The following is a 25,656-nucleotide window of genomic DNA, read 5'->3' on the forward strand; positions in this document are numbered from 1 at the left end:
CAGCAGCCACTTCTTATAAGAGAGTGTACCTTATTACAAGGCGGCAGAGAACACTCTAGCAGGTGATGTCTTTGACGGATTGAGATAGGACAACGGCTAAACCATGCGGTAGGTCTGTCAAGTTTTTGAAGAAGGAGCGGTCGTGTGAGCGCATTCCACTATGGCAGCTTGATCAAACAGGCTCGTCAGCGGCTGCGAATGACCCAGGCTGAGCTGGCTGCATGTTGGCCGCGAGATGATGGAGGAGTCGGCGTCAGTCTGGGATTCGTCCAGATGGTCGAGGCAGGCAAAAAATCTGTGCGGAGTGAGCGCACTAAGCGCGGACTCTGTGATCTCCTTGGTCTTGAACCCTGGCAATTGGGCTTATCCGATTTCGATCCTCAAGATCCGACCTGGCATCCCCGTGGCAGATGTCTGCTCGATCAAACACTGGATTTGGCTGAATATACCATTCAGAGGTTTGAAGCCATCTACCGCCGTGTGCCGCTCCCAGTGGCTGCCGCCGATGCCAGAGCGGTGCATCAGCTCTTTGCATTCATCAAAGAACATCAACCTCCAGCGGCTCGCCAGGAGCAGCGTTTCTTGCGACTCTACGCTCAGAGCCTCATTATCGATGCTGTGGTCTTGATAGGATATGAGCGGTATGAACAGGCACTGACCTGTTTCCGCGAGATGCGTAGGGTAGCTGAACAGTTGGGAGAAGCTACCTGGCTGGCTCATGCGCTAGTAGGGAGCGGGATCGAGTACCATCGCGCAGCTTATTTTCAACGGCAGGCGCATGCTTCATCATGGTCTGCGACAATGCAAGAGGCTCTTCAGCATTTAGAAGGGGCACGTGATTATAGTTTTCAGTCCAGCCGATCTGTGGCAGCATATGTACATGCCTATCTCGCGCGCGTCTATAGCGCTATAGGGGACTGCTCTCGTTTCGAGCGCGCTATTGGGACGGCTCTGAGGCTGGCTCCATCTTCGTATGGAGATGGGACCGATTTTGTCTATCATCCCCTCAGCGGCATTCTCGCGGAGGAAAGCTTTGGCTGGCTTGAGCTGGGACAACCAGAGAAAACGCTGGCACTGCAGCGTACCATTAGCGACCAGATCCAGCGTGATGGGAATCACCGCCTGGAAGCCTGGATTCGTGTTGATTGGGCTAGAGCACTGATGATGTGCCGAGAGGTGGAGGGCAGCCTGGCCGAGGGCCGCCTGTTTGCGACACGGGCCAGGGAGCTGGAGTCGCCTCAGATGCAAAGTCGAGCGCGCCGCTTGGCTGAAGAGCTACGCCAACGTTTCCCTACTGTGCAGGCTATCAAACAATGGGTAGAAGAGCTAGAAGAGGAGAACAAATGTAAAAAGCAGTCAGAGGAAGAAGTATGATCGTCTTTCGACGCTACCGGAAAGTGGCCCCCACGAGGGCGCGTGTGCTGACAGAGCAAGATTATCAGGAGCGTGGGGGACTGATCCAGGCGCCCGAGGGCCTGCTGCGTTTCAGCCCGGGCGACTATCTGGCGCGCGACGCGAAAGGTGAGTGGCCGATCTGGCGCCGCACCCTGGAGCGGCGCTATCGCCAGCTGACGCCGGCAGACGAAGAGGGCTTTGCGCTCTATCAGCGCACTGATACGGTCTGGGCGGCGGCCCTACCGGAGGCGTTCGTGATCGATGGCATGCAAGGAAAGGCGGGCGACTATCTGGTCATCTCTGAGGAAGGGAGCTGGCCAGTGGATCGCGAGATCTTTGAGCAGACGTATGCGCTTATGGGTACTGAGACTGAGTTGACTCCTCCGAACCAGGAGCAGGCAGCACTACAGGATGATCATCCGAGCAGCTAGGAAGCAACCGTAACGGGAGCGCGCGGACGCTGTTTCAAGCGCGCTCCTGTTTTTTTGTGGGGCCATCGTCTGAGCGCGTGAGGTCGGAATGCTGCGTCTTTTGTTGCCTTGGGAAGAAAGAGTTATCTGCTCCTTCTTGAGACCAGTGTGCTACAAGCCACCAGGGCGAGTTTCGAGCAAGGTTGTGTGAGTCGCTAGATTGTTGAAAGGGGAGTGAGAAGACAGTAGGCTCTCAAAAGCCAAAAACGGGACTGCGATCAGTCTAAGATAGGTGAGAAGTGTCTCCGCCCCTGCTCTGCTGGCGTCGGTTGCTGGGGAGTCGATCCGCGCGAGGATATTGAACAGCAAAGCGCCGGGCATCGCGCCCGGCGCTCGCCCAAGATGCAGCGCAGCGGACAACAAGATCCTGCCGCTCACTTCACTCTGACGGCGGTCGAAACGTCAGCTTAGACGAAACTTTGCTCGTCAGCAGAGCATTCAGCCGTTCCAACACCTCGCCAGTCACACGGCTGGCCGGCTCAATCTCAATAGCCAGCTGAAAGCTCGGCGTCAGGTTGTTGTCTCCACAGATCCTGAACAGCTCAGGCAATACCTCAGCCAGACTCTGGATTGCCTCACTATCAACCGGAGCCTCGGCCCGCACCAGCGGCGCATAAGTCAGAGGCCGCTCGCGGAGAGTGCTCGCGCTCGCCGCCCCCATAAGCGTGCTCTGCAGTCCGGCATGCACCGCCTCCGGGTGCACAACCAGAATCTTAACCGCTCGCGCCCCAGCATAGTCACAGGGCCAGGGACCAGAGTCAAGGCTGCGCTCTAAGAGGCGCTGCTGAAAAGCATCCTCAATGGCGGCCTGCACGCTCAGCCAGGGCAGTGGCACCCCAAAACGCTCAGCCAGCGCATCGGCGATCGCCCGCGCCGTCGTCTGCTCACCCTGCCAGGCCGCCGGCAGGTTCTCCGGCAGAATCTCACTGGCCGCCAGCGGGTCCCGCGGACGCCGCAAACGCGCCTGCTCGCTCAGCACATCGTCGGCCACCTCTTCGCCCAAAAAGCTACTGCGCCCGCTCAGCAGCCAGAGCTGTCGCCCGCGCACTGCCTCCCGTACCGCCTGCCTGATCGCAGCCGACTCAGCGCGCGGAATGATCAGCGTTTCACTGTAGCCATCGCGCTGCTCTTCAACAACATGGCCGCCGGCAAAGTAGGCGTAGAGCCGACTCAGCGGCAGCTCGTCCCCCTCCCACAGGCCTGGCAAAGCCCCAGGCTGCAACAGCTCGGGCGCCAGCGAGGTCAGGCTGGCCTCCTCCGCAAGGACCACCTCTAGTGCTGGATCGCGCAGCACCTCCTCATCAGGGCGCTGACGCCAGCAAGTGCGATAGCTGCGATCGGGCCGCGGCTGGCGAAAGACAAACTGCCCCTGCAGACCACCATTGATCAGCGTCTGCTTGATCGCATTGCGATCGACGATGCGCGGCAGATGCACAAACTGGGCGAAGGCATCCAGCAAGTCCTTGTAGCGCCGCGCCGTCTCTCCCTCTCGCCACAGCTCGTAAGGGCCACCCGGCAGCAGGGCCTCCGCCTCGATTGGCTGCTCGGAGAGGCGCACACGCTCATCGGCCCTGAGCGAGGCGTAAAGATTGCTCCCAGGCTTGATCTGGAACGCCTCCGCTACGTTGCTGGCCGAGAAAGCCACCACAATACAGTAGCTCTCGCGCACCAGCTCCTTGAGGCGCATCTCACTCTCTTTCTTCTCGCGCTCCAGCAGCACCTGACGATTGCTATCGATCTCCTGCTCTTCGCGCTTCAGTCGCTCCTCAACGTCGCACCAGCCCAGATAGCTGCGGATGGCCTCGCGTGCGCCATCCAGCCCGCGTGAATGGGGGGCCACCACGATGATGGCGTTGCGGTAGACGCGCGGCGCCTCGGGGCCGCTTTTCTCGTTGAGGAAGCGCAGGGCCAGCTCCGAGGGACGCTCGGGACGACAGGCCCCCTCGGGTCCCAGGATAACCAGGCGCAGATCGCCATCGTCGTCAACGTCGCGCGGCTCTCGGGGGAGCTTGTGGATATGCACCGAGGGCGGGTAGCTGGCCCTGGACGGGGCAAGATAGGAACAGCTCTCGATCTCTTGCCGCAGGTAGCTCTCGATGGCCTCGGGACTGATGTTCTGGCAGGCGTCATAGTGCATCTGGCGCAGGTTGGGCCTGGCCCCCAGGCGCCAGACCTTCGGCAGGGGCTGGCCTTGCTCCTCCAGAGTCTCCCGCTCACGCCAGGTGCTCTCATCCAGGAACCAGGAAACCTCGGTCCAGCGCTTCAATGCCTCCACCAGGGCAATGCGATCGGGACTCATCTGGCCGATGAGGCGCAGCAGCTCATGCAGGTTGGCGCTTCTGCCGACCGGCTGCGAGTGCAGGAAGGTGGCAAAGACCGCCTGCTCGATTTCGCGGAAGCGCAGCGCGGGAAAGTCACGCTGGATCTGACGCGCCTTCGCTAGCTCGCTCTCCAGGATGGCGCTCCAGGCCTGGCGCCGGCCCTCGTAGGACTCGTTTTCGGCGGTGGTGGCTAGCTCCAGGGCGACCTCCGAGAGGGCGGCGCTATTGGGTGGACCAAGAAAGGCGTTGACGGAGACCAGCGGACAGGCGTCCCAACGGGCAGCGTCTCGCAGGGCCAGGGCAAAGTTGCGCAGGGTGCCGCGGGTCCCCTGAAAGCTCTGCAGGTCGGTCCATTTGCCGTAGAAGAGGTCGATCAGGTCGGGATGGAAGGGATAGCTGGCGGCAACGCGCTCTTCCAGCTGGTGGCGCTGGCGTGCTACCTCTTCGACCAGTGAGGCGATCCCATTGACGGCAAAGATGGCCTGGGAACGAAAGAGGTCGCGATTGCGGATGGAGTCAGGCGTGAAGAAGCGCCGGCGCAGCACCTCGGCGACGTCATCTTTTTCGACGGGCTGAAAAACCGGTTCACGCTGGCGCCCGAGAATCTCTTGCAGCTCGTTGCTCAGCTCGCGCCCCAGCTCGTCGCGCTTGCGCGGATCGCTGGCCAGCAGTGAGACGACCACGGCACAGGTCGGAACTTTGTTGGCAGCCTGCGTCAGGTACTGGAAAAAGTCGCTCATGCGCCAGCGCCAGACGGAGTCGAGGCTCACTTTCTCGCGGACGTAGATGAGCACTTCGTCCATGAGGACAAGGGTGGCATCGCCCTGACGCGCTGGCAGAGAGAGCAGCTGAGTGAGCAGCTCCTCCGCCGGCGGTGTCTCACGCTCGGCGTCCTCACCGTCGCTGTGGATCAGGCGCAGCCCCTCGCTGCCGGCCAGTTGATAGGCGAGGATGCTCCAGGGATGACGCAGCAGGCGTCGCTCTCCGCCAGGCCCCGGGATTTCTAGCCCCTTCTCGGGGTCAAGCTTGTCGAAGGCCAGGACGGCGATGCGCGCCCGCGGGAGGGCGCTCAGGCTGATGGCGGCCAGAAACTCATCGACGGCGGGCAGCTTGGGGAGCCGCTCGGGCCGACGAGCCAGGTGGTAGAGGGTGATGAGGGTATGGGTCTTGCCCCCGCCATAGTACAGCTCAAGCTGGTAGACGGCGCGGTCGCTGCGCCCGGCCAAGCGCTGCATGACCTCGCGCGCCAGGCGGCGCATGTTTGCCGTCGGGTAGGTCAAGGAGAAGAATTCGTCTGGCTCGCGGTAGAGCGAGTTGCCTCGCTGCATGACGACGTCGTAGAGATCAGCGGCGAAACTGGCCAGGCTGAGATCGCCGCTCAGCAGCTCGTCGCGCAGGCGGACGATCTCATGCCAGGGGCGCCATTTAGGGGTGCCGGTGCTCATGATCGATCTCCTCTCTCCCTTCCTTCCTGCTCACTAGCTTGCTGGATGAGACTGATCACTGTCGCTGTGCTGGACTGCCTCGCTGGCGCCTGCGCCTGACCTGAATTGCCCCATGTAGGGATGAAAGCGGACTGGATAGACGGCCTTCAGGCCAGGGCCAGGCTTCCCATGTGCAGCGCTGGAGGCTCAGACCTGGCTGAACGGCAGACGCAGGCTCGGCAAGCCTTTGCGCATGGCAAGATGATTGCTGATGCTCTCTAGCAGCGAGCGCTCTTCACTGCCCTCGGGGGCCAGCTCGATGAGGGCCTGCAGCAGCGAGCGGAAGAGCGGCTTGTGATCGAGCATCTGGCGGTCGAGATAGTCGTTGACGGGACGGACGTCGCCGGCCTTCCAGAGATGCATGAGGTGATGAACCTGGTCGATGAGCGGGGGCGGCTCACCGTCTCGGCCACTGACGCTCTGGCCCAGGTGCGGCTGACGGCGCTGCTGCCAGCTTTTGAGGCGCAGACTGCTATTGCTCGCTTCGCTTTCGCTGTCGTCGTCCGCCTCTTCCTCGGGCAGGGCCTCGTCGTCCACGGGAGCAGTTCCGTTGTGACGGCCATTGCCGTTCGGCTGGCTCAGGTTACCACCGCGGCTGAGCAGGTCGTAGCGCTGCACCAGGTCGCGATCGCTGAGGCCGCAGGAGATGGCGTAGAGAATGCAGGTGCCGCTTGGGACGGCCTTGAAGCCGAAGCTGTAGCGGTGCAACAGGTAGTAGGCGGTGACATCGTCCAGCTCGCTGATGCTCTCGCCGCTCTGGCTGAGGACGCGCCCGACCATGAAGTCGACGACGATGCGCCGGACCTGACGCAGGAATTCGCTGACGCTCATGAGCTTTCCCGGCTCGTTGGCCTTTTTGACAACGGGGTAGCGGCTGTAGATCTCCAGAGCCGGACCGGTGGCGGCCCAGATGAAGTCGGGGCCGCGAATGCCGGCGTCCCAGAAGTGATGCAGGCGGCTGGTGATGTTCTGGCGCATCTCGTTGAGGACGGTTTTATCCCAGCCGGGCCGGGCGCTCTCGGGCCGCCGGCGACAGACCAGCCAGATGGAGGAGGCCAGAGCGGCGGAGGCGAGGGCGCGTGTGCGGTTCTCTCGTTCGGTCTGGATAGGCCAGGAGGCAACGACGACAAAGCCGGCGCGGATGAGGGCCGAGACGAGGGTCTCCCAGGCTTCGGGCTGCTTGTGGGCGAAGACGATGACCAGGCGTCCATCGGGCCGCAGGGCACGATAGCTGGCCTGGAAGGCGCGGAACATGCCGTCCTCGTAGACGGCGCGCGAGCGCTGGCTGTCGCCGCCGAAGCGGCTGGCATCGTCGATCAGCTCGCCGTCGTTCTGGTCGTGATCCCATTTGGGTGAGAGGGGCGCGGCGAACACGGCGTCGATCTCAGGGCTGAGGCCGTGCAGGCTGCGCCGCAGCCAGACGTAGAAGAAGTCCATCAGATCGGCATAGGGAATGGCATCGTAGTAGGGCGGGTCGGTGACGATGAGGTCGACCGGCTCTATGCTTACCTGGGTAGCGGAATGCCGCAGAATGCGTGGCGCAGTCGGGCTATGCCGGCAGGCTGCCAGAGCATGCTCAAGGTAGCGGGCCAGCCACTCTATGGCTCCGGGATAGCCGCCCGAGCTGTCTTCAAACGGGACGCACTCGGCAAAGTCCCATGTTATAGGTAACGAAAAGCGAACAAAAGTATGACCGACTGTATCTCTGCTGCTTACCCATGTGCACATAGTGCTCCCTCTATCCGCCAGGCGGTCGATCGCCAGCGCCAGATAGGCGCCGATCGCCTCCACCCAGTCTGGAGGGTAGCCCTGAGCGCGCAGCTCCTCGCGCACGGCGCGCGTCTCGCGCACGAACGTCCCCAGGGCCAGCAACTGGCGCGGCGTAAACAGCTGCTGCCAGCTCTCGAAGCCGTAGAGAGGGACGCGAATGCCCAGCGTCTCCTTACTAGGCAACGGCTCGCTCGGGAGGCCGAAAGGAATCGCCTCGAACACAGCGGGCAAAGCGCTGGCGGCCTCCTCAGCCAGGCGGCGCTCCTCCTCCGTCGGCAAGCGATACTCTTTTCTCTGTTCGCCCTCGACCACCACCGCCGTCAGCGTCGTCCCCAGGCGGCCCGCCATCCCCTCAAAGCGGATATCCTCCATCTTGATCACCGTCCCGCAGCAGGGACAGGTCACCCCCGTGCGCGACATCGTCCCCCCACCCACACGGCGCTCGAAAGCGCGCCGCTCCTGCGCCGTCCCCGTTGGCTTCGGCACGTCCTCCCAGATCGCGAAGACCACCCCTGTCCGCTCAGCATTCGGCTCCAGCTTCAGCGCCACCCGCTGGCGCTCCGTCCGCGCCAGCCAGCGCGTCTTGAGCAGCGGCACCGTCGCCCGACAATTCTTACAGCGCATCGTCCGCGCCCACAGATAGGCCACCGTCGTCTTGCCCTCTGGGGTCGGGTAGTAGCGCGCCAGCGCGGCGCGCGCCCGGCGCAGCACCTCCTCACCCCAGGCGCGCACGTGCCAGGACAGGTCGGCCTCCAGACTGATCTTCTCCATCAGCCCCGTCAGCGCCTGCTGCTGCAGCTCATCCATCTTCTCGCCATGCCTGCCCTCTCCATTCAGCCCCAGGCGGGCCAGCTCAGCCTTCAGCGCCGCCCCTTTCATGCCCTGGGCCTGCAGATAGTCCTTCATAAAGGCGTGAGAGCCTAAGACAAAGCCCGGCAGCGGGCGCCGCTCCCCGGCCAGGCGCCAGGGATATTCCAGCGTGCATTTCAGCAAGAACCAGGCCACCGGATTCAGGTCGATCGCCGTCACCTCGCAGCCCAGGCGCATCGCCTCCAGCGGAATAGCTCCCCCACCGGCGAAGGGATCAAGCACCCGCGGCGCCCGTCCGCCGAAGGCCGCGCGAATCTCCTGGCGAAACGGGGCCAGCGCCTCATCCGTCTCGCGCCCCCAGTGCAGTACCCCACCTTCCGTCTCCTCGGCATGCTCATCCTGCAGCCTGCCAGCCGAGCGCTTCCGCCGCACCGGATCTTTCAGGCGCCCGGCGATCCGCTCCAGCAACTGACGCCGCTGCAGCTCTGTGGCTGGAGCCGGCAGCAAAGCCGACAACAAGGCCGCCCGGCAGGCCGCCAGCGGACGGCGCGCCGGCCAGATGTGCAGCGTTGACAGGTGCCCGTGGCGCACATTCTTCTCATGCACCGCATCCAGCGACGTCTGCTTTAACGGAAAATCGACCTCAATCAAGCGACTCTCTTCATGCATAACCATATTCTCTGACAGCAATCTAGAGGATAAGAAATAAAAAAATGAAACAAAATAGGGGAAGATCACTCACTCCTCGGCGGCGCGCTGAATATCCGCCGGCGCAAACTGCACGCTCCCTTTCGGGTAAGGGATCAGCTTCGCGCAGGGATTCTGCACGCGCCGCAGCACCGGAGCCGCCTTCTCACACTCGAAAACGCAGTAGAGCCAGTATTTTGCACCCAGATTCTGCGCGCGCCGGTATTCATTTTCCGTCATCTCAATTGGACCAAGCCCGACGCGCCCCTTCACCTCGATTGCTCGCTCCTCGCCCGCAGGGCGCCGCGAAAGCAAATCGAAGCCTGGCCACGGCTCCAACCCGGCGGCCCGCGCCTTCTCCGGCGTCGACACATCCCAGACCCTGGCCCCACGCTCCTCCTCATAGGCGCGCGCCACCCGCATGGCGATCTCCTCCACCTCTGCAGCATAGCGCTGCTGATCCTCGGGATCGGCAGACGGCAAGACCAGCGCCTGCGCCACAACCGTCACCTCACTCAGCGTCAACAGCTCCGGCTCGCGGCTCAGCGCCGCCAACGCCGCCGCCCGTCGCGCCTGCAGCGACTGCTGCAGCGCCCGCACGCGCGTCAACTCAGCCTTCGCCCGGGCATTGCCGGCCTGCGCCTTCTCATACAAGCGGCGGCGGCGCTCAGCCAGCTCCCCCTCCTGGTAGGTAAAAGCGCGCTCCAGGAAGACCTGCCGCTCCTTCAGCGTTCCCAGCAGAGCCGCACGCCGCTCCTCGACCAGGCGCCTTCCCACCGTCTCCTGTACAAAAGCCTCCAGCGCCTCCACATACTGCGGCCAGCGCGGCAGCAGCGAGCGCCAGACCCGCTGAGCCTCCGGCGCCTGCTCGCTCCTCCCCGCGCGCAAGAGCAGCAGCTGCTCCGCCGGGCACTCCTGCAGCGTCCCATCTTCCTCCCAACGCAGGCCAACCAGCTGTACCTGCACCCGCTCGGGCCGCTGCAAAGCTCGCAGACTGGCATCGGCCTCACGCAGCACCTCCAGGCGCAGCAAAGAGAAGACATACGGACGGCGCGCCGTCGGATCAACGAAGACCGCCCCGCGCTCGGCCAGCTCGCCGTAGCGGACCCAGAGCAAATGATACAGCTGATCAAAGACCGGCTCCCCCGGATAGAGAAAGATCGCCTCCTCGCCCTCGCCCGGCGGATAGACCGTCAGCCGTCCGCGGCGAGCGGCTGGATAGCGCTCCAGCCTGGTCAAGGCGCCAGAGCCTGGCACCTGCTCGCACAGCCTGAACGTCCCATCGCCGTTATCCTCCACGCGCAACCCCAGCAACGGAGCCGCCCGCTCCACAAAAGCCCGCACATAGCCCGGCAGCAGACGACGATAGCGCTCACGCTCCAGCTCCTGGCGCACACGCGGCAGCTCGCGCCTGATCGCCTCGCCTGCCGAACCACTCAGCCCATAAAGCCGGCGCTCCTCCTCCTGCTCAGCCCGTACCCGCTGCGCCGTCAGCGATTCCTCCAGCCGTCGCCCGATCTCCTCCGTCGCCTCCGCCGGCCCCAGCACCACCTGCTCCATATACTCGCGCAGCGACACCCCCTCTAGCAGCCGCCCGATCACATCAAAAACCTTATCGCTCCCCAGCTCCTGGCGGATCGCCTCCAGCTTCTCCAGCAGGCGCTCCATCACCCGGCCCTCGCGCGTATTGGCGGCCACCAGATTGACAATATGCACCGAATCGTGACGCTGGCCATAGCGATGAGTGCGCCCCATGCGCTGCTCCAGGCGGGCCGGGTTCCACGGGAGATCGTAGTTCACCAGCAGCCAGGCCACCTGGAGATTGACACCCTCGCCGGCGGCGTCCGTCGCCAGCAGATAGCGCGCCCCGCCCTCCTCCACTGGCCTGCGGAAAAAGGCCACCGCCTGCTCACGCTGCTGATAGTCCATACCGCCGTGAATCACCGCCAGCTGGCCGGTGAAGCCCAGCGCCTCCAGACGCCGCTGCAGAAACTCCAGCGTATCGCGATGCTCCGTAAAGATAATCAGCTTCTCCCCGGCAAAGCGCGGATCGCGCAGCACCTCGCGCAGCTTCTCAAACTTCGCCTCTGAGCCGCGCTCATAGACTCGGCGAGCCTGCTCCAGCAGCGCAACCACCTGCGCGCGCTCCGCCTCCAGCTCCTGCAGCGACGAGGTCAGCACCAGGCGCAGAATCTCCTGCTCTACCTGCTCGTGCTCCTCCTGGCCCGCAGCGCTCTCCTCCTCATCGGCGGTCTTCGTCTCCAACGGATCGCTCAGATGGGCCGAGGCGGCCTGCTTCTGGAGCTGGCTCAGGTGCGCCGTCAGCAGCTCGCCCCGGCGCACCCGCTCGATCAGCTCATCGAGACGCGCCAGCCGCCGCTCCAGCGAGCGCAGCAGGGCATAGGTCGAACTGGCCAGCCGCCGCTGAAAAACGCTCATCGCCAGGCGCGCCGCCTCGCGGTTCAGCAACTGAGCACGGTTATAGGTCGTGCGGATATACTCGGTCGTCGCCTCATACAGCTCCTGCTCAGCGGGAGTCAGCTCGTAGCGCAGCGTTGTCGCCATGCGCGGCGGATAGAGCGGGCGCCCATCGAGCGTCACCAGCTCCTCCTTGACGCGGCGCAGGAAATGCTGCTGACGAGCCTTGGGCGGATACTGCTCAAACGCCTGCATCGTCGACAATAGCTCTGGCTCCAACAGGCGCCAGAGGCAGTAGTAAGCGTCCGCCTTTCCCATATGGGGCGTCGCCGTCAACAGCAGGAGATGATGGCAGCTCCAGGACAGCGACCAGCGCGGCTCGTCTGACGGAATACCGGCCAGCGCCTCAGCCAGGCGATAGCGGTCCGTTGCTCTCAAATGCCCATCGCTATCGAAGCTCGCGCTGAGCTTGTGGGCCTCATCGAAGACCACCAGATCGTACGGCTCGACCTCCGGCTCCTGGAGCCGCCCAAAGAGACGCTCGCCAGCCAGCGTATCGACGCTCACGATCAGCAGATCGCTCCCTGATCCCAGGAAAGGATTGCCCCCGCGCGCCTCACTGCCCATGACAATGCGGAAGGGCAGATTGAAGAGCGTGCGCAGCTCGCGCTCCCAGTTTCCAACCAGGCCCGCCGGCGGCACGATCAGGACCCGCCTGATCAGGCGGCGACTGAGCATTTCACGGATATAGAGGCCCGTCATGATCGTCTTCCCGGCGCCGGCATCGTCCGCCAGCAGAAAGCGCAGGCGCGGCTGCGGCAGCATATGCTCATAGACAGCGAGCCGCTGGTGAGGGAGGGGGTCGATCAGGGCCACCTCGGCGGCGAAGGTCGGATTGAAAAGATAGGCATGCGAGAGCCGTTCACCCTCCACCAGGGTCCGCACTACCTCCGGGTCGGCAGTGAAGTCAGGCGGCCTCTCCTGAAAGGGTTGGTCTAGAGGGGCTAGGACCTCTGGGCTAGAAGGAAGGCGATGGGGACCGTACCACTCAATGAGCTGTTGGCGCAGCTCTGGCGACAGAGGAAAGAGTCCTTCCTGAATGCGTTGCACAAGATCAGGATGAGAAGCAAACCGTTTTGCCAGCTCTTCCTGTGTCCAGCCTCGCCGTCGGAGCCAGCGACGTTTCCCAGAGCCGAAGGCATTGGGGTTACCAGGGCCACTGCCCGTATCACTCAAGGGGTTGCTCCTTGCAGGACATCCTATGCATCACAACCATTTCGCCTGCCGCCAATTGTACTATATTGGCCTCTACTGATCAAGTAGGCCGGAGAAGTCAGATCGGGCCTGTGTTGAGGCAGAGCACAAGCGGCGGGGCAGCGGATCGCCGCCTTTCATGAGAAAATTCTCATCTTTCTCCAATCTTTTTTCAAAAGAAGGCTCCTATGCTAAAGGCGATAGATAGACCTGGGGGCAGGCGCCGATAGAGAGAGGTGCCCAGGCGGGTGGCAACCCTATCCCCAGCCATCCATCGTCGGAGCAACCTCGCCGAGGTGCTCCGACGCCTGGATGGCACAGTTGCAGCAACGAAGCGAGCACGCGAAGACCGCATCAGACATAGATCAAAACAGCAATCAAGCTAAGTAAGCAAAAGAAGCGAAGCACACGAAGCAGGGAACAACCGAACAAGAAAGAGGAGAGACACCATTGATCCTGCTAGAACGGCCAGCCGGTGAACCCACCAGCGGCCCTGCTCAGCAGAGCATAAACCCGGCGCGGAGCAGAGAGAGCGCGCGTCTTATACCTGAGCCACGAGTGACCATAGCCAGCCGTCCGCGGGCCGGCCAGTGCCAGCCACAGGCAGAGCAGTCCCGGCGATCCCGGACCATCCAGTCCCTGCGGCCCACGCGGCTCTACCGGCTCACGCAGCCGCAGCCAGGGCTAGGAAGAGCCATTTCCCTGGCTCTCCTGCCAGCCGATCAGGATGAAGAACTCATCGTCAACCAGGAGCAGGCGAACCAAAGTCAGACCAGGGCAAGCGGTGATCGGCGCCGCTCGAACTGGAACGTAGGTCAGCTCCTGCGCTTCGCCATCACGGGCGGCCTCAACACCCTGGTTGATATCCTTGTCCTCAACCTTCTCGTCTGGCTCCTGGCCGTCAGAAGCACGCCACTGCTGCTGGCCTGCAACATCGTCGCCTACTGTGTTGGAGCCATCAACAGCTTTATCCTCAACAAATACTGGACCTTTGGCAAGCGTGAGCCAGTCACGAGCGGCGAGCTCCTGCGCTTCGCCCTCATCACCATCAGCGGCAGCCTCTGGAGCAGTGGCATCCTCTGGCTGGCCGGCCTGGGCCTAGAGCATATCCTGGTTAACCCGACGCTATGGACCAACGCCGCCAAAATCATCGCCATCGGCGGCACGGCTCTCATCTCCTACCTGGGTTTACGGCTCTGGGTCTTCGTCCAGCGCCGCCCTGGCCAAAGTGTGACAGGCATGCATCTTTCAGTCGGGCAACGGCGTTGCTCACAAAGGGGACCGTCGCCCGCCGAGGGCCACGGTCCAACACCTCTAACACCGCACGCTTATCAAACCCTGTCGAAGAGGAAAGGACCCGAAACGCTATGATGGGAATACCGACCCCGGCTCCGACTCCGGCGCTCCCGGAGGTCGAGCAGCCGCTGGCCCCCGATACAACACCAACAGCGAGAACAAAGTGGGACTGGCCACCGCTCTGGCGACGCCTTGCCTTAGCGGCCATTGCCCTGCTGTCAGTTTTTCTCAACTTCTACCAGCTCGGCGCCAACGGCTTTGGCAACCTCTACTACGCCGCGGGCGTGCGCAGCATGCTCGATAACTGGCACAACTTTTTCTTCGTCTCCTTTGATCCTGGCGGCTTCGTCACCATCGACAAACCGCCCCTGGGCTTCTGGCTGCAGGTTGCCAGCGCCAAAATCTTCGGCTTCACGGCCTTCAGCATCCTGCTGCCCCAGGCCCTGGCGGGTGTCCTCTCTGTCCTGCTGCTCTACCACCTGGTGAGGAGACATTTCGGCACCACCGCCGGTCTGCTGGCAGCCCTGGCCCTGGCCATCAGCCCGATCAGCGTCGTCACCAACCGCAACAACACCATCGACAGCACACTGGTCTTTGTCATGCTGCTCGGCGCCTGGGCTGTCATGCGGGCCGCCGAGACCGGCAAGCTGCGCTGGCTACTGCTGTGTGCTCTCTGTATCGGGCTGGGCTTCAACATCAAGATGCTCGAAGCCTACCTGGTTGTGCCAGCCTATGGTCTGCTCTACCTGCTGGCCGCCCCGCGGCGCATTTGGGTCCGCATCGGCCATCTGGCCCTGGCCCTCGTCGTCCTGCTGGCCGTCTCCTTCTCCTGGGCCCTGGCCGTCGACCTGACCCCGGCCTCAGCCCGCCCCTACGTCGGCTCCAGCCAGGACAACTCGGAGATCAGCCTGGCCCTGGGCTACAACGGCATTGAGCGTCTCCTGGGGCAATTCGGCTTTGGTCCCGGAGCCCGAGGTAATTTCTCGGCCTTCGAGCGCAGCATCAATGGCACGAATAGCAGCAGCTCTAGTAGTGCAAATAATAATAGTGGCAATAACGGCACTAATCCACCGTCGCCAGCGAGCAACTACTTCCAGCCTGGCAGCAACAATAGTAACGGTAGCGCGCCGGCTACTGAAGCGAGCGCTACCCCGGGCTACAACAATGGCACAGGCAACGGGAATGCAGCTGGCACCCCTGGGCAGGTGCCCGAGGGCTTCCAGGGCGCGCGCAACGCCGGTGGCAACGCCGGCGGTGGCGGCATGTTCGGCACTGGCACGCCTGGTCCTTTCCGCCTCTTCAACGAGCCACTTGGCGGGCAGATCGTCTGGCTGCTCCCGCTGGCCCTGCTGGGCATCGTGGCCGTCGCCTGGCAGCGGCGCCCGCGCTTCCGGGGCGACCCTGAGCAGCAAGGGCTGGTCCTGTGGGGCGTCTGGCTGCTGACCACGGCGGTCTTCTTCTCGGTGGCGGGCTTCTTCCATCAGTACTACCTGACGACGATGGCCCCGGCGGTCGCCGCCCTCTTTGGCATCGGCGTTGTAGTCATGTGGCACGATTACCGTCGCCGCGGCTGGCGTGGCTGGCTGCTGCCGCTGGCTCTGCTGCTAACAGCCCTGGAGCAGCTGCACATCATCACCAGCAATCCGGCCTGGGGCACCTGGCTCATTCCCCTGATCGCCGTGCCTTGCGCCCTGGCGGCCCTGGTTCTCTTCATGGCGCGCTTCATCCCCTTCCTGCGTGAGCGCGCGCAGGTACTGGTGCCCGCCCTGGTGGTGGCCCTGATCGCGTTGCAGCTCACGCCGGCGGTCTGGTCCTTCATTCCTGTCCTGCGCGGCGAGGCGGCCAGCCTGCCAACTGCTGGCCCCGGCAACCAGTTCGGCGGCCTTGGTGCTGGCGGCTTCTCGGCCTTCGATAGGGGCAATGGCAACGATGCCGCGCGCTTCCGCTCCTACTTTGGAGACTTTGAGCGCGCTGCCAGCGGACAGAATGGAAGCGGTGCCTTGCCGGCCAATGGGCAGGGTCCTAACGGCGGAGACGGGGGGGTGACCGTCAATACGGCCCTCATCAACTACCTGGAGGCCCACCGCAATGGCGCCAAGTACCTGGTGGCGGTCATGAGTTCGAACGAGGCCGATTCGATCATTCTGGCCACCAATCAGCCGGTGATGGCGATGGGCGGCTTCTCTGGCAGCGATCCGATCCTGACGCCGGCCAAACTGGCCCAATTGGTAGAGAGCGGCCAGGTGCGCTTCTTCCTCATCAGTGGCAGCGGGCGCGGCTTCGGCGGCGGTGGCCAGAGCGACCTGATTAGCTGGATTACCCAGCACTGTAAAGAGGTACCGAGCAGCGCCTGGGAGTCCTCTAGCACCGGCAGCACGAGCACCGGCAGCTTCGGTGGGACCCAGCTTTACGAGTACACCGGCAGCTTCGGTGGGACCCAGCTTTACGAGTACACCGGCAGCTAAACATAGCAGATAACCCGCGAGGCAGGGCGTTCGGCCTGGCCCTCTGCTCGGGCCTGCCGACGGGCGCCCCGTCTCGCGCTCCCATTCACCTGTCCTGTCCTACCTCGTTCCAACGGGCCTGCTCTTCCTGCGCTGGCAGCAGGGCAGGCCCCTCCTTCTTCTCCCCCTGTACTCTCCTGGACCTATCTCATTGTCTTTGTTTCAGGCGCCATTACCTGCTATGGTACTTTATGGCACTCTCTGAAAATAGATGAGCTTTTTCTTAAGAAAAAAGTCCAGAACTGGACTCACAGGATGGGTATCTGTATCAAGACTACCTGCTTTGGAAGCAGTGAGGGTGATAATCTTGACGAACACGGAAAGATTTGTTATTGTGAGATAGCACATTTGATTTTGTCTATGCTGTAGCACAAGGGCGAGAGCCTCAATATTCTTGATGTACTGATTAACCGCGGTGCCCGATTAGTAGCCCTGATAGCGTCCTGTGCTGCAGCGAGGAGTGGAAGGCTCCTATTCAGCAACTACCTGTCAAGGAGGAAGATACGCATGAGGCGTATTCTCAGCAGGAAGCTATTCTGGGTAGTAATGATCACGCTGCTCGTCCTCGTGGGAGGTGGGCTAGCCTTAGTGCCCGTGTTCTTGGGGACACACACGGCGGCGGCGGCGCCCGTCGACCAGCTCGTCGGCTATGGAGCCGGTACCACTGGCGGCGCCGGCGGGAGCGTCACCACTGTCAGCACGCTCTCTGCTCTGCAGAACGCTGTCAAGGGGTCCTCGCCCAAGATCGTCTACGTGAGTGGTACGATCACGGGCGACACCGATGTCGACGTCGGCTCCAACACCAGCATCATTGGCGTCGGCTCCACGGCCTCGCTGGTCGGCATTAGCCTCTCCATTAAGGATGTCAGCAACGTTATCATTCGCAACCTGAGCATCTCCTTTGTGCGCGCCGACGGCAACACCAGCGGGGATGCCATCCATATCGAGCACTCTCAATATATCTGGGTTGATCACAACAATCTCTTCTCCGATATGGACCACGGTAAGGACTACTACGATGGGCTGATCGATATCACCCACGCCGCCGACTACATCACGGTCTCCTGGAATCGCCTGCACGACCACTACAAGGTCTCGCTGGTGGGCCATTCCGACTCGAATGCCGCGGAAGACACAGGCCATCTCCATGTCACCTACCATCACAACTGGTTCTATAACGTCAATTCGCGCCTGCCCAGCCTGCGCTTTGGCACTGGCCACATCTACAACAACTACTACCAGAACGTGGATGACAGCGCCATCCATTCGCGCATGGGAGCCCAGGTACTGGTTGAGAATAACGTCTTCCGCAACGTCGATGTGGCTCTGACAACGACCGGCGATAGCCCCCAGGATGGCTTCACCAACGCGCGTGGCAACGACTACGGCGGCGCGACGGTCGACATTACCCAGGTTGGAACCTTTACAACGGCTCCCTACAATTACACCCTTGATCCGGTCAGTGATGTCATCAACGAGGTGACGACCTACTCCGGTGTGGGGGTCGGTGAGCGGCAACGGCTCCAGCGGCGGTGCGACGCCAACGCCGACAGCGAGCGCGACGCGCACACCAACCCCGACGCCGACGCCAACGGCAGCAGCAACGCGCACACCGACGCCGACCCCGACGGCCTCCGCTGGTACAGCCTGCCGTGTCAGCTATGCGGTGACGGCCCAGTGGCCAGGCGGCTTCACAGCCAGCCTGACAATCACCAACACGGGCACGACAGCCTGGAACGGTTGGCGGCTGACCTTTACCTTCCCGTCTGGGCAGACGGTGACCCAGGGGTGGAACGCAACCTTCAGCCAGTCGGGCAGCACGGTGACGGTAACCAATGCCTCCTATAACGGGAGCGTGGCGCCCGCTGCGAGCGTCAACCCGGCGCCCGGCTTCAACGGAACCTGGACGACCGCCAATAGCAAGCCGACGTCCTTTAGCGTCAACGGAGTGAGCTGCAGCCTGGCCTGAGTAAGTGCCAGCCAGTTGTCCATCCGTGTCTCAACGCTCTTCCCTTCGAGCAGCCTGGTCCCGGTCCAGGCTGTCGCAGCAGCCCGCTACCGCTACCGCTACAGCTGCAGCGCGGCAGCAAAGGAGCAGTGCCAGAGAAAGAGCAGCAGCAGCGTAGTGTGGCGCCGCTTCTGACTGGCAGTCAGTTGAGCGCAACCGCATCGGCAGAGCTGGCCCCCGTGCCGGTGTGGTTCCTTGCCTTCCTTCCTTCGTCCTCGCCGCAGCGCCGGGCCTGGCCTGAGCCTCTTCGTGTCCCTCCTCGCGCACTCCTGTTGGGACTCCTCTGGTCTCGGACGGCCCTCTCTTAGAAGCTGGTGAGAGGTTTCTCATCTTCTTCCAATGCAATTCTCATCATGGCGTGGCATAGCTAAGGATGAGTCATAGAACGTTGATACGGTAGAGGTCGACCGGACAGCCGGGCCTCCCTGCGAAGAATAGCTGAGGCGAGCGTCTGAGTGAGAAGCTTCTCATCTTTCTCCAATGAAGGCCCAAGAAACGGTTGGTAAGCTAGAGGTTGTCAAGTCTGATGCTTTACTTTCGCGAGGCGCTCTACACACGAGAGGTGAAACCATGCACGATGAGAGAAATGATCGAAACACCGGGGCCAGAGGAAGCAATGGTGGGGCTTATGGTGGAGGCATCTACAGCAGTGGAGCCTATGGGACCTATGGCAGCTATGGAGCTGACGGCGGTCTCACCGCCCGCCCCAACGCCATCCCTGACATCTCCCCTGGCTATCCTGGGGGGACAGGAGCGGCAGGTACTCCCTACTTGCCTTCCTATTATCCTCCCTACGGGGTTGGCCAGGAGAGAAGAACAGGCTGGGAGACGATGCCCATGCCCGCAGCAGGCAGCGCCTGGCAGCAGCCGCTCTACAGCCGCAGCATGCCGGGAGCCGAGAAGCTCACGCCCCCGGCACGGAAGCCGTCGGCTACAAGAGCTGCTGGTGCCGGAGCGGCGTCCTCGAAAAAGCGGGCCAGCATGCCCAAAGAGCAGGCTCAGCGCCTGGCGCAGCGGCTGAAGCGCTGGGCTGTGGCGCTCGCTGTGGCGGGTTTCGGCACTTTTAGCGCTCTGGTAGCCTTCCACCAGGCCAGCGCCAGCGCCAGCGCCTCTCAGACCAACGTCAATAGCTCCTCGTCCTCCGGCTCACAATCGCAGGTCAACACGCCATCCAGTGGTAATAGCTCGTCGTCATCATCGTCATCGTCGACTAATGCCAATAGCAATGGTGCCAGCTCATCCTCATCTGGCTCGTCTGCCCAGTCTTCCAGCTCGACGGGCAGCAGCTCAAGTCAGGACAGCAATGGCTTCTTCAATCAACAAGGAGGGGATAACTTTGGCAGCCAGCCGACTTTCGGGCAGGGCCACAGTGGCAGCGGCGTCTCCTGAGCCTCAGTATGTGACACCGCCGGGGATGCTGCGCGGCAGCTTTCAGGCGATGGGAACCACCGTCAGCTACCTGCTGCCTCTTGAGGGGAGCGAGCAAGGAGCTGAGCTGATTGCCGACCTCTTTGCCCGCTGGGAAGCCATTCTGAGCCGCTTTCGCCCTCAGAGCGAGCTGACGCGTCTTAACCGCAGCGCTGGCCAGTGGGTTGAGGTGAGTGAACTCCTCTACGTAGTGCTTACGCGGGCTTTAGAGGCCGCGGCAGCCAGCGATGGCCTCTACGATCCAACGCTGCTGCCGCAGCTCCTGCAACTGGGCTACGATCGCAGCTTTGAACTGCTGGAGCAGGCGGGGGAGGCAGCGCGCGCTGAGCAAGAGGAGGAGATGAGCACCCGGAGGGGCGAGCCTTTGGAGAGTTTGCCTGGCGGGGCCTGGCGTCGTATTGAGGTTGATCCGGTGATGCGGCGGGTGCGCCTGCCAGCTGGGGTGCAGCTGGACTTTGGTGGCATTGCGAAAGGGATGGCCGTCGATACAGCTCTGGGGGCCTTGCGCCGCCGTGGTCTGGGGCCAGCCCTGGTCAACGCTGGCGGCGACCTGGCCGTGGCCGGCCTGCCCCCCGCTGGCGAGCACTGGGCCATTGCCATCCCGGGACGCCACGGTGGCTGGACCGTTCCCCTGCGCCGTGGCGCCGTGGCCACCTCCGGCATTGCTCGCCGTCGCTGGTGGCGAGACGGTAGCCTGCGTCATCATCTGCTCGATCCACGCACGGGGCTGCCCGTCGCTAACGACCTCTGGTCGGTTACTGTCGTCGCCGACCGCTGTGAGCAGGCCGAGGTGGCCGCCAAAGTGGCTTTTATTCTCGGCCCCGAGGAAGGCCCGGCCTTCCTGCGCCGCCACAATCTCGCTGGCCTCTTTATCCACGAAGATGGAAGCTGGCAGAGCGTCGCACCCTGGCCGACTCATCTCATGACCGCCTGGCAGGAGGAAGCCGGACTGCCAGCAGCGGAACAAAGGCAGCTATAGCGAGGAGTGTGAGCGCTGTCTGCATGGGCCATCGATGCGAGATAGCGGCGCGGCGGTCACTCATCCGCTGAAGAATGAAAAAAGGAACGCACTTCCCCTCTCTATAAAGAAAGAGAATGTCTATGTCGACGATCTGGCAAAGCGTAACCTGGAATGTGGCGCGGGCGGGTGGTCTGACAGCCTACCTCCTGCTGACGCTGGCGGTCTGCGCCGGGCTGGCGCTCTCGGCGCAGTTGCAGTCGCCGGCGCGCTGGCCACGGCTGGTCAACAATGAGCTGCACAATTTTCTGACCCTGCTGGCAACCATCTTTGTCGGCCTGCATGTCCTGGCCGTCTGGGTTGACCCCTTTACACATTTTGGCTGGAATGAGATCCTGATTCCTCTGGCCAGTCACTATCGGCCCATCTGGATGGCGCTCGGTATCTGCGCCCTCTACCTGGGGATCGCCATCGGCATCAGCACCTTGCTGCGTCCCCATATCGGCTATCGCTGGTGGCGTCGCTTGCACCTGCTTACCTTGCTGCTCTTCGCTCTGGCCACCCTGCATGGGCTGGGCAGCGGCAGCGATAGCCAGAGCTGGTGGGCGGTGGCCCTCTATGGTGGCAGCCTGTGGGCGGTTGGCTGGCTGCTCTGGAGGCGGGTGCAGGTCGCGCGCCGCAGCAGACAAGAGCGGACCCAGCTACAGACGCGGCTGCAGGCCCAGCAGGCCCAGATGCAGCCGGCTCAGACGATGGTGCCGCCCCAGTTCCAGAGGCCGGGAGCGTGGGGGACTGGCACGGGCACGGCGGTGACGGTCAGGCCACCAGCCCAGGGTGGCACCGCTACCCCTCTTGCCGAGCCGTGGCGTCGCTACTAAAGGTCGGGGAGATGTCAGGCAGGTGAGATGTTTGCTCTGCTGTGGCCTGGGTAGGACCAGGGCCAGGGTCGGACCGCCTGCCCTCTCTTCCTGGCCTGACCCACTTTCCTTCCTTCCTTAATATATGGGTGACGAGCGAGCGAACGGGTGAGTGAAAAGCAGAGTTGACAGAACGGTTCTCCCTTGTTACACTCGCTGGTAGAGGACCAGGTTAGAGCCTGGTCTGGCGGAGCAACCAGCGTAGCGCGTCGGCGAAGAAGAAGAACCAGGGCCAGTGATGCAGCCCGATCCAGCGCGAGCGACCAGGCACGAGAGTAGCCTACGCCTGCTAGCCAGCCTCATGCTGATGGTGATTCCTGTCAGCGGCGGCCTGGTTGTCCTTTCTGCCTACCTCAGCCCGCTTGTGCCCAGACTGGCCCTCGATAGCGCCCAGCAAGTCACCCTCTCCCTGCTCCTCGCGCTCTGTGTTCAACTCATTGGAACCAGCGCCCCACTCGGCTCCTACCTCGTAGCCCTGCTCATCACTGCGGCTTTCTATCTGGCGGCTCTGCAGACTGCCCTTGTCACCCAGAGCTGGCCCCTGTTTATCTGTCCCCTGGCCTTTGTCCTGCTCAGCCGCTGGGCTTCGATGCCGACGCCTCAAGCTGCTGTGGCGGGCAGCTTCAGAGCTTTAAGACTGGTGGTCGTTCTCGTCATGATTGTGCTGGCCGATCTGCTGGCGCGCTGGTGGCAGCCTCCACTTGTGGGCCTCCTTCTCGGCATCCCGGCTATCCTGCTGGTCTGGCGTCTCCCATGCCTGGAGGATGACAGGCGCCTGATCATCACGCGCGTCATCCTGCAAGCCACGACTCTCCTGGTAGTCCTCTCTCTCCTGGTGGGCCTGGGGCAGCTGGTCAGCTTGCCACGCGGTCTGGTGGCTCTCTTCTGCTGCTATCTGAGCACCGTCTGGGGTGCTCCTACTCTCAGCGCCCGTGATCGTCTCGCTCTCTGGCTCACCCTGGTCCTGCTCCTCCTCTGCTGCTCCTACTACCTCGCCAGCAGCAGAGTCCCCGACTCGCTCAGCTGGATCTTGACCCTCAGCAGCCTCATTTGCCTCCTGGTGGCCATGCTCACCCTCTGGCTACTGCCGTGACTGCACAGGCTGGCCCGGCCATAATCTTCTCTGATCGTGCTGCGCGCTAGCAGACGTTAACGGGAGGGAACTTTCGACGCACCGACTTCCGTTTGCGTGTCAGCCGCCTCCTCTACAATCCGCGGCACCTGCCGCAAGGAGATGATCAAAGGAGCGAACTGATCATCCACCAGACTGGCGGCCTCCTCAACGGAGAAGAGTTCAAGGCCGCCCTTGACCGGGCCTGAAGCGGGCAGGCCGGGCGCGGGCTAGTCCGATGCTGACGGAGAAGCCTCGGCAGCGGGAGCGTCTGACACCGAAGCGAGAGCTGGTCTGGCCACGCCCAGCCAGCGCGCCACCAGCGACACCGTCGTCCCCTGCAACAGCACCGAGGCCAGCACCACAAAAAAGACCAGATCGAAAAGCAGTCCAGCGCGCGGCAGCCCGGCCAGCAAAGGAAAGGTCGCCAGCACAATCGGCACGGCCCCGCGCAGTCCGACCCAGGCCACAAAGAGCTTCTCCCGCAGCGGCATACGCCGCAGAGGCAGCAGAGCCAGCAGAACTGCCAGCGGGCGAGCCACAAAGACACTCACCAGCGTAATCAGCACACCGGCGAGGGCCACCGCTGGCAGACGCGACGGGAAGACCAGCAGGCCCAGGATCAGAAACATGGCGATCTGCATCAGCCAGGCCAGGCTATTGTGAAAGCGCCCGATGCGTTCAATGCCCTCCACCCGGCTATTGCCCAGCAGCAGCCCGACCAGATAAACCGCCAGGAAGCCACTGCCGCCCAACAGCGCCGTAACCGCGTAGGTAAAGAGCGCCAGCGCGATCGTCAGTACCCGATAGAGGCCCTCCACGTCCAGATGCAGCCGTCCGATCAGCCAGATCGCCAGACCTCCAATCACCAGCCCCAGCGCCAGGCCGATCCCCATCTGCTGGACAAAGAGCAGCAGTATGCTCAAAGGTGGGGTCTCTGGCTCGCTCAGGAGACGGATCAGGCCGAGTGTCAAAAAGACTGCCATCGGGTCGTTCGTGCCAGATTCCAGCTCTAGCAGAGGGAGCAGCTGGCTGCTCAGGCGCAGATTGCGTGCTGCCAGCACACTGAAAACCGCTGCCGCATCCGTGGCCGAGATCAGTGCCCCCAGAAGGAGGCCATCCAGGAGCGAAGCATGGAGCAGCCAGACTGCGAACAGGGCCACCACAAGAGCACTCAGCAGCACGCCAAGCGTCGAGAGGAGGAGGGCCCCGCCGAGGGCAGGCCGCACCGCTGACCAGCGCGTCTCTAGTCCCCCGGCGAACAGAATCAACACTAACGCTACGATACCCACCGCCTGGGCCAGTTGGGCATCGTCGAAATAAATACCGCCCGGACCGTCCGAACCGGCGAGCATTCCCAGGCCCAGAAAGAGCAGCAGGGCCGGAATCCCCAGCCTACCGGCGATCTTCCAGGCCAGCACGCTCAAGAGTAATAGCAGCGATGCGACCAGCAGCGCGCTCTCGAAATGCATCGGCTCCTCCCGTTGCCACACTTGCTGTCTTGCCAGCCGCCGACGCTGAACAGACAGCTTCTTTGCCTGCTTCTCTTCTCTCTTTTACGATAGCAGCGGGAACAACCATGACGCAAGGCAAAGGGCTAGAGCGAGTCAGTGAGCGCGTGCTCTCCCTTACTGAGGACGCTGGCCGTAAATGACATAGAAATTACAGTAGCTACGGTACTGTTCGCACTCATGCAGCCAGGCGGTGGCGAGCTGCTGGTATTCCTCGATGCTGGCGCCGGTGGTAGCCGCCACCAGCGGGGCAATCGTCTGGTTACCGGCGGCGAAGTCCGTGCGCGCCATGTTGCCCAGACGTCCCCCCCAGTCACCGATAGGAATGGAAATGACCTGGGAAGTAACGTGCAGCAAACCGGCCTCGCGCAGCATTGGCTCCAGGCGCAGGGCCATCTTCAGATCGATGCCGCGGCTCTGGCAGGCGGCTACGATCAGCTGGAGCATGCGCGTTGTCGCCGGGCCGCTGCGCTGGAAGAGGGGATCAACCTCAACCAGCTCCAGCCAGCCGCCTGGGCGCGTCACGCGCACCAGATCCTGGATCACGAGCGGCCAGCGATCTGCCGGTAGAGCGAAGACGAGCAGGCGTTGATGGACAAAGTCGAAGCTGCCAGCAGCGAAGGGAAGGCCGTCCAGCAGGTTTCCCTGACGGAAGGTGCAGTTCGGTGGAAACGATGGTGAGGCAGGTGGCAGGTTGAGGTCGAAACCGATCAGATGAGCTTCGGGGAAGAGCTGCGCCATTTCAGCCAGCCAGCGCCCGGTGCCACAGCCTACATCGAGAATGCGCTTCGGCTCTACAATGGGCGCCAGATAGTTGCTGCGCAAGGCGTAGCGTAGCATGTAATGCTGGAAATCCAGGCGGTTGACCTCGCGGTCGTCCTTGGGCAGCATATAAGGAACGGGCACGTTATCCTCAGCTAGGCTGACGGGTCGATTGGCGTAATCGTAGGTATTGGCGGTGGGTGGGCGGGATTGCGCAGATTTGCGACGAAACCACCTTAGCATGTCCTACCTCTGCTTTCTCTCCATTGATGATTAGGGTTTCTCAGACGAGCAGGTGATCGAGATGGCTGTCTCACATGAGCCATTCGCGCATCACTCTCCTACGGGTAGAATTATATGGACATATAGGCCAGCTGTCAAAAGAAGCTGACCAGGAAAGGGGCGCAAGACGGGAGAAGCCAGACGACTTGAAGGCCGTTGAGTCGAGTTGTCTTATCTTCTTTCTGACGGCGACAACCGTCGCTGTCTTTGCTCCTCGGCTGTTGAGAGCCTCCTATAGTCATACTATTCAGCTAGCTCTTCGCCTCAGCT

The 25,656-nt window shown here is 62.7% G+C and carries 14 protein-coding genes and 1 pseudogene; 10 read left to right on the forward strand and 5 right to left on the reverse strand.

What is annotated here, in order from left to right; genetic code table 11:
- The first annotated feature begins 144 nt into the window (after nt 1–144).
- Both A4R35_RS19825 and A4R35_RS19830 read left to right on the forward strand, forming a co-directional pair.
- On the forward strand, nt 145–1,374 hold the full coding sequence (locus A4R35_RS19825; protein ID WP_112432459.1) for a helix-turn-helix domain-containing protein: 1,230 nt from the start codon (nt 145–147) through the stop codon (nt 1,372–1,374).
- Nucleotides 1,371–1,826, forward strand: coding sequence for a hypothetical protein (locus A4R35_RS19830; RefSeq protein WP_112432461.1), 456 nt, complete (start codon nt 1,371–1,373; stop codon nt 1,824–1,826). The genes A4R35_RS19825 and A4R35_RS19830 overlap by 4 nt, the downstream gene beginning before the upstream one ends.
- A gap of 418 nt (nt 1,827–2,244) precedes the next feature.
- Here the strand turns inward: A4R35_RS19830 and A4R35_RS19835 are convergent, their stop codons facing one another.
- From A4R35_RS19835 to A4R35_RS19845, 3 genes are all read right to left on the reverse strand, one after another.
- Nucleotides 2,245–5,631, reverse strand: coding sequence for a DUF499 domain-containing protein (locus tag A4R35_RS19835; RefSeq protein WP_112432463.1), 3,387 nt, complete (start codon nt 5,629–5,631; stop codon nt 2,245–2,247).
- Nucleotides 5,632–5,817: 186 nt separating this feature from the next.
- Nucleotides 5,818–8,919, reverse strand: coding sequence for a DUF1156 domain-containing protein (locus tag A4R35_RS19840; protein WP_223258421.1), 3,102 nt, complete (start codon nt 8,917–8,919; stop codon nt 5,818–5,820).
- 69 nt (nt 8,920–8,988) lie between these two features.
- Nucleotides 8,989–12,591, reverse strand: a complete 3,603-nt coding sequence (locus A4R35_RS19845; RefSeq protein WP_112432465.1) for a helicase-related protein — start codon at nt 12,589–12,591, stop codon at nt 8,989–8,991.
- Nucleotides 12,592–13,059: 468 nt separating this feature from the next.
- On the opposite strand from A4R35_RS19845, the gene A4R35_RS19850 reads away from it, so the two are divergent.
- The 8 genes and pseudogenes from A4R35_RS19850 to A4R35_RS19885 all read left to right on the forward strand — a co-directional run bounded on the left by A4R35_RS19850 (nt 13,060) and on the right by A4R35_RS19885 (nt 22,813).
- Nucleotides 13,060–13,980 carry a GtrA family protein gene (locus tag A4R35_RS19850; RefSeq protein ID WP_112432467.1) on the forward strand — a complete coding sequence of 307 codons (921 nt, stop codon included), beginning with the start codon at nt 13,060–13,062 and terminating at the stop codon, nt 13,978–13,980.
- Nucleotides 13,977–16,370 carry a glycosyltransferase family 39 protein gene (locus tag A4R35_RS19855; protein ID WP_223258422.1) on the forward strand — a complete coding sequence of 798 codons (2,394 nt, stop codon included), beginning with the start codon at nt 13,977–13,979 and terminating at the stop codon, nt 16,368–16,370. Before A4R35_RS19850 ends, A4R35_RS19855 begins: the two co-directional genes overlap by 4 nt.
- Nucleotides 16,371–16,955: 585 nt before the next feature.
- Nucleotides 16,956–17,705: pseudogene (locus tag A4R35_RS25400) on the forward strand (pectate lyase family protein); the annotation flags it as partial.
- A 370-nt stretch (nt 17,706–18,075) separates the two neighbouring features.
- A complete protein-coding gene (locus A4R35_RS25405; protein WP_399358166.1) occupies nt 18,076–18,378 on the forward strand; it encodes a cellulose binding domain-containing protein in 303 nt (100 codons plus the stop codon).
- A gap of 609 nt (nt 18,379–18,987) precedes the next feature.
- Entirely contained in the window at nt 18,988–19,806 is an 819-nt protein-coding gene (locus tag A4R35_RS24410) for a hypothetical protein (protein WP_189362082.1), read from the forward strand.
- Entirely contained in the window at nt 19,754–20,824 is a 1,071-nt protein-coding gene (locus tag A4R35_RS19875; RefSeq protein ID WP_189362084.1) for an FAD:protein FMN transferase, read from the forward strand. The genes A4R35_RS24410 and A4R35_RS19875 overlap by 53 nt, the downstream gene beginning before the upstream one ends.
- Nucleotides 20,825–20,946: 122 nt before the next feature.
- A complete protein-coding gene (locus A4R35_RS19880) occupies nt 20,947–21,681 on the forward strand; it encodes a ferric reductase-like transmembrane domain-containing protein (protein ID WP_112432473.1) in 735 nt (244 codons plus the stop codon).
- 277 nt (nt 21,682–21,958) lie between these two features.
- On the forward strand, nt 21,959–22,813 hold the full coding sequence (locus A4R35_RS19885) for a hypothetical protein (RefSeq protein WP_112432475.1): 855 nt from the start codon (nt 21,959–21,961) through the stop codon (nt 22,811–22,813).
- Between the two features lie 248 nt (nt 22,814–23,061).
- Here the strand turns inward: A4R35_RS19885 and A4R35_RS19890 are convergent, their stop codons facing one another.
- Nucleotides 23,062–24,303 (reverse strand): potassium/proton antiporter, encoded by a 1,242-nt coding sequence (locus A4R35_RS19890; protein WP_112432477.1) that lies wholly within the window; start codon nt 24,301–24,303, stop codon nt 23,062–23,064.
- A gap of 156 nt (nt 24,304–24,459) precedes the next feature.
- Nucleotides 24,460–25,347, reverse strand: a complete 888-nt coding sequence (locus A4R35_RS19895; RefSeq protein WP_112432479.1) for a class I SAM-dependent methyltransferase — start codon at nt 25,345–25,347, stop codon at nt 24,460–24,462.
- Nucleotides 25,348–25,656 lie beyond the last annotated feature (309 nt).

Source organism: Thermogemmatispora tikiterensis (assembly GCF_003268475.1).
In the GTDB taxonomy this organism is placed as follows: Bacteria; Chloroflexota; Ktedonobacteria; order Ktedonobacterales; family Ktedonobacteraceae; genus Thermogemmatispora; species Thermogemmatispora tikiterensis.

Bases quoted from the DNA above. Each gene is read 5' to 3' on its own strand.
- A4R35_RS24410 (WP_189362082.1), top strand. From the start codon at position 18,988: ATGCACGATGAGAGAAATGATCGAAACACCGGGGCCAGAGGAAGCAAT.
- A4R35_RS19880 (WP_112432473.1), top strand. From the start codon at position 20,947: ATGTCGACGATCTGGCAAAGCGTAACCTGGAATGTGGCGCGGGCGGGT.
- A4R35_RS19830 (WP_112432461.1), top strand. From the start codon at position 1,371: ATGATCGTCTTTCGACGCTACCGGAAAGTGGCCCCCACGAGGGCGCGT.
- A4R35_RS19890 (WP_112432477.1), bottom strand. From the start codon at position 24,303: ATGCATTTCGAGAGCGCGCTGCTGGTCGCATCGCTGCTATTACTCTTG.
- A4R35_RS19855 (WP_223258422.1), top strand. From the start codon at position 13,977: ATGATGGGAATACCGACCCCGGCTCCGACTCCGGCGCTCCCGGAGGTC.
- A4R35_RS19835 (WP_112432463.1), bottom strand. From the start codon at position 5,631: ATGAGCACCGGCACCCCTAAATGGCGCCCCTGGCATGAGATCGTCCGC.
- A4R35_RS19840 (WP_223258421.1), bottom strand. From the start codon at position 8,919: ATGCATGAAGAGAGTCGCTTGATTGAGGTCGATTTTCCGTTAAAGCAG.
- A4R35_RS19895 (WP_112432479.1), bottom strand. From the start codon at position 25,347: ATGCTAAGGTGGTTTCGTCGCAAATCTGCGCAATCCCGCCCACCCACC.
- A4R35_RS19885 (WP_112432475.1), top strand. From the start codon at position 21,959: ATGCAGCCCGATCCAGCGCGAGCGACCAGGCACGAGAGTAGCCTACGC.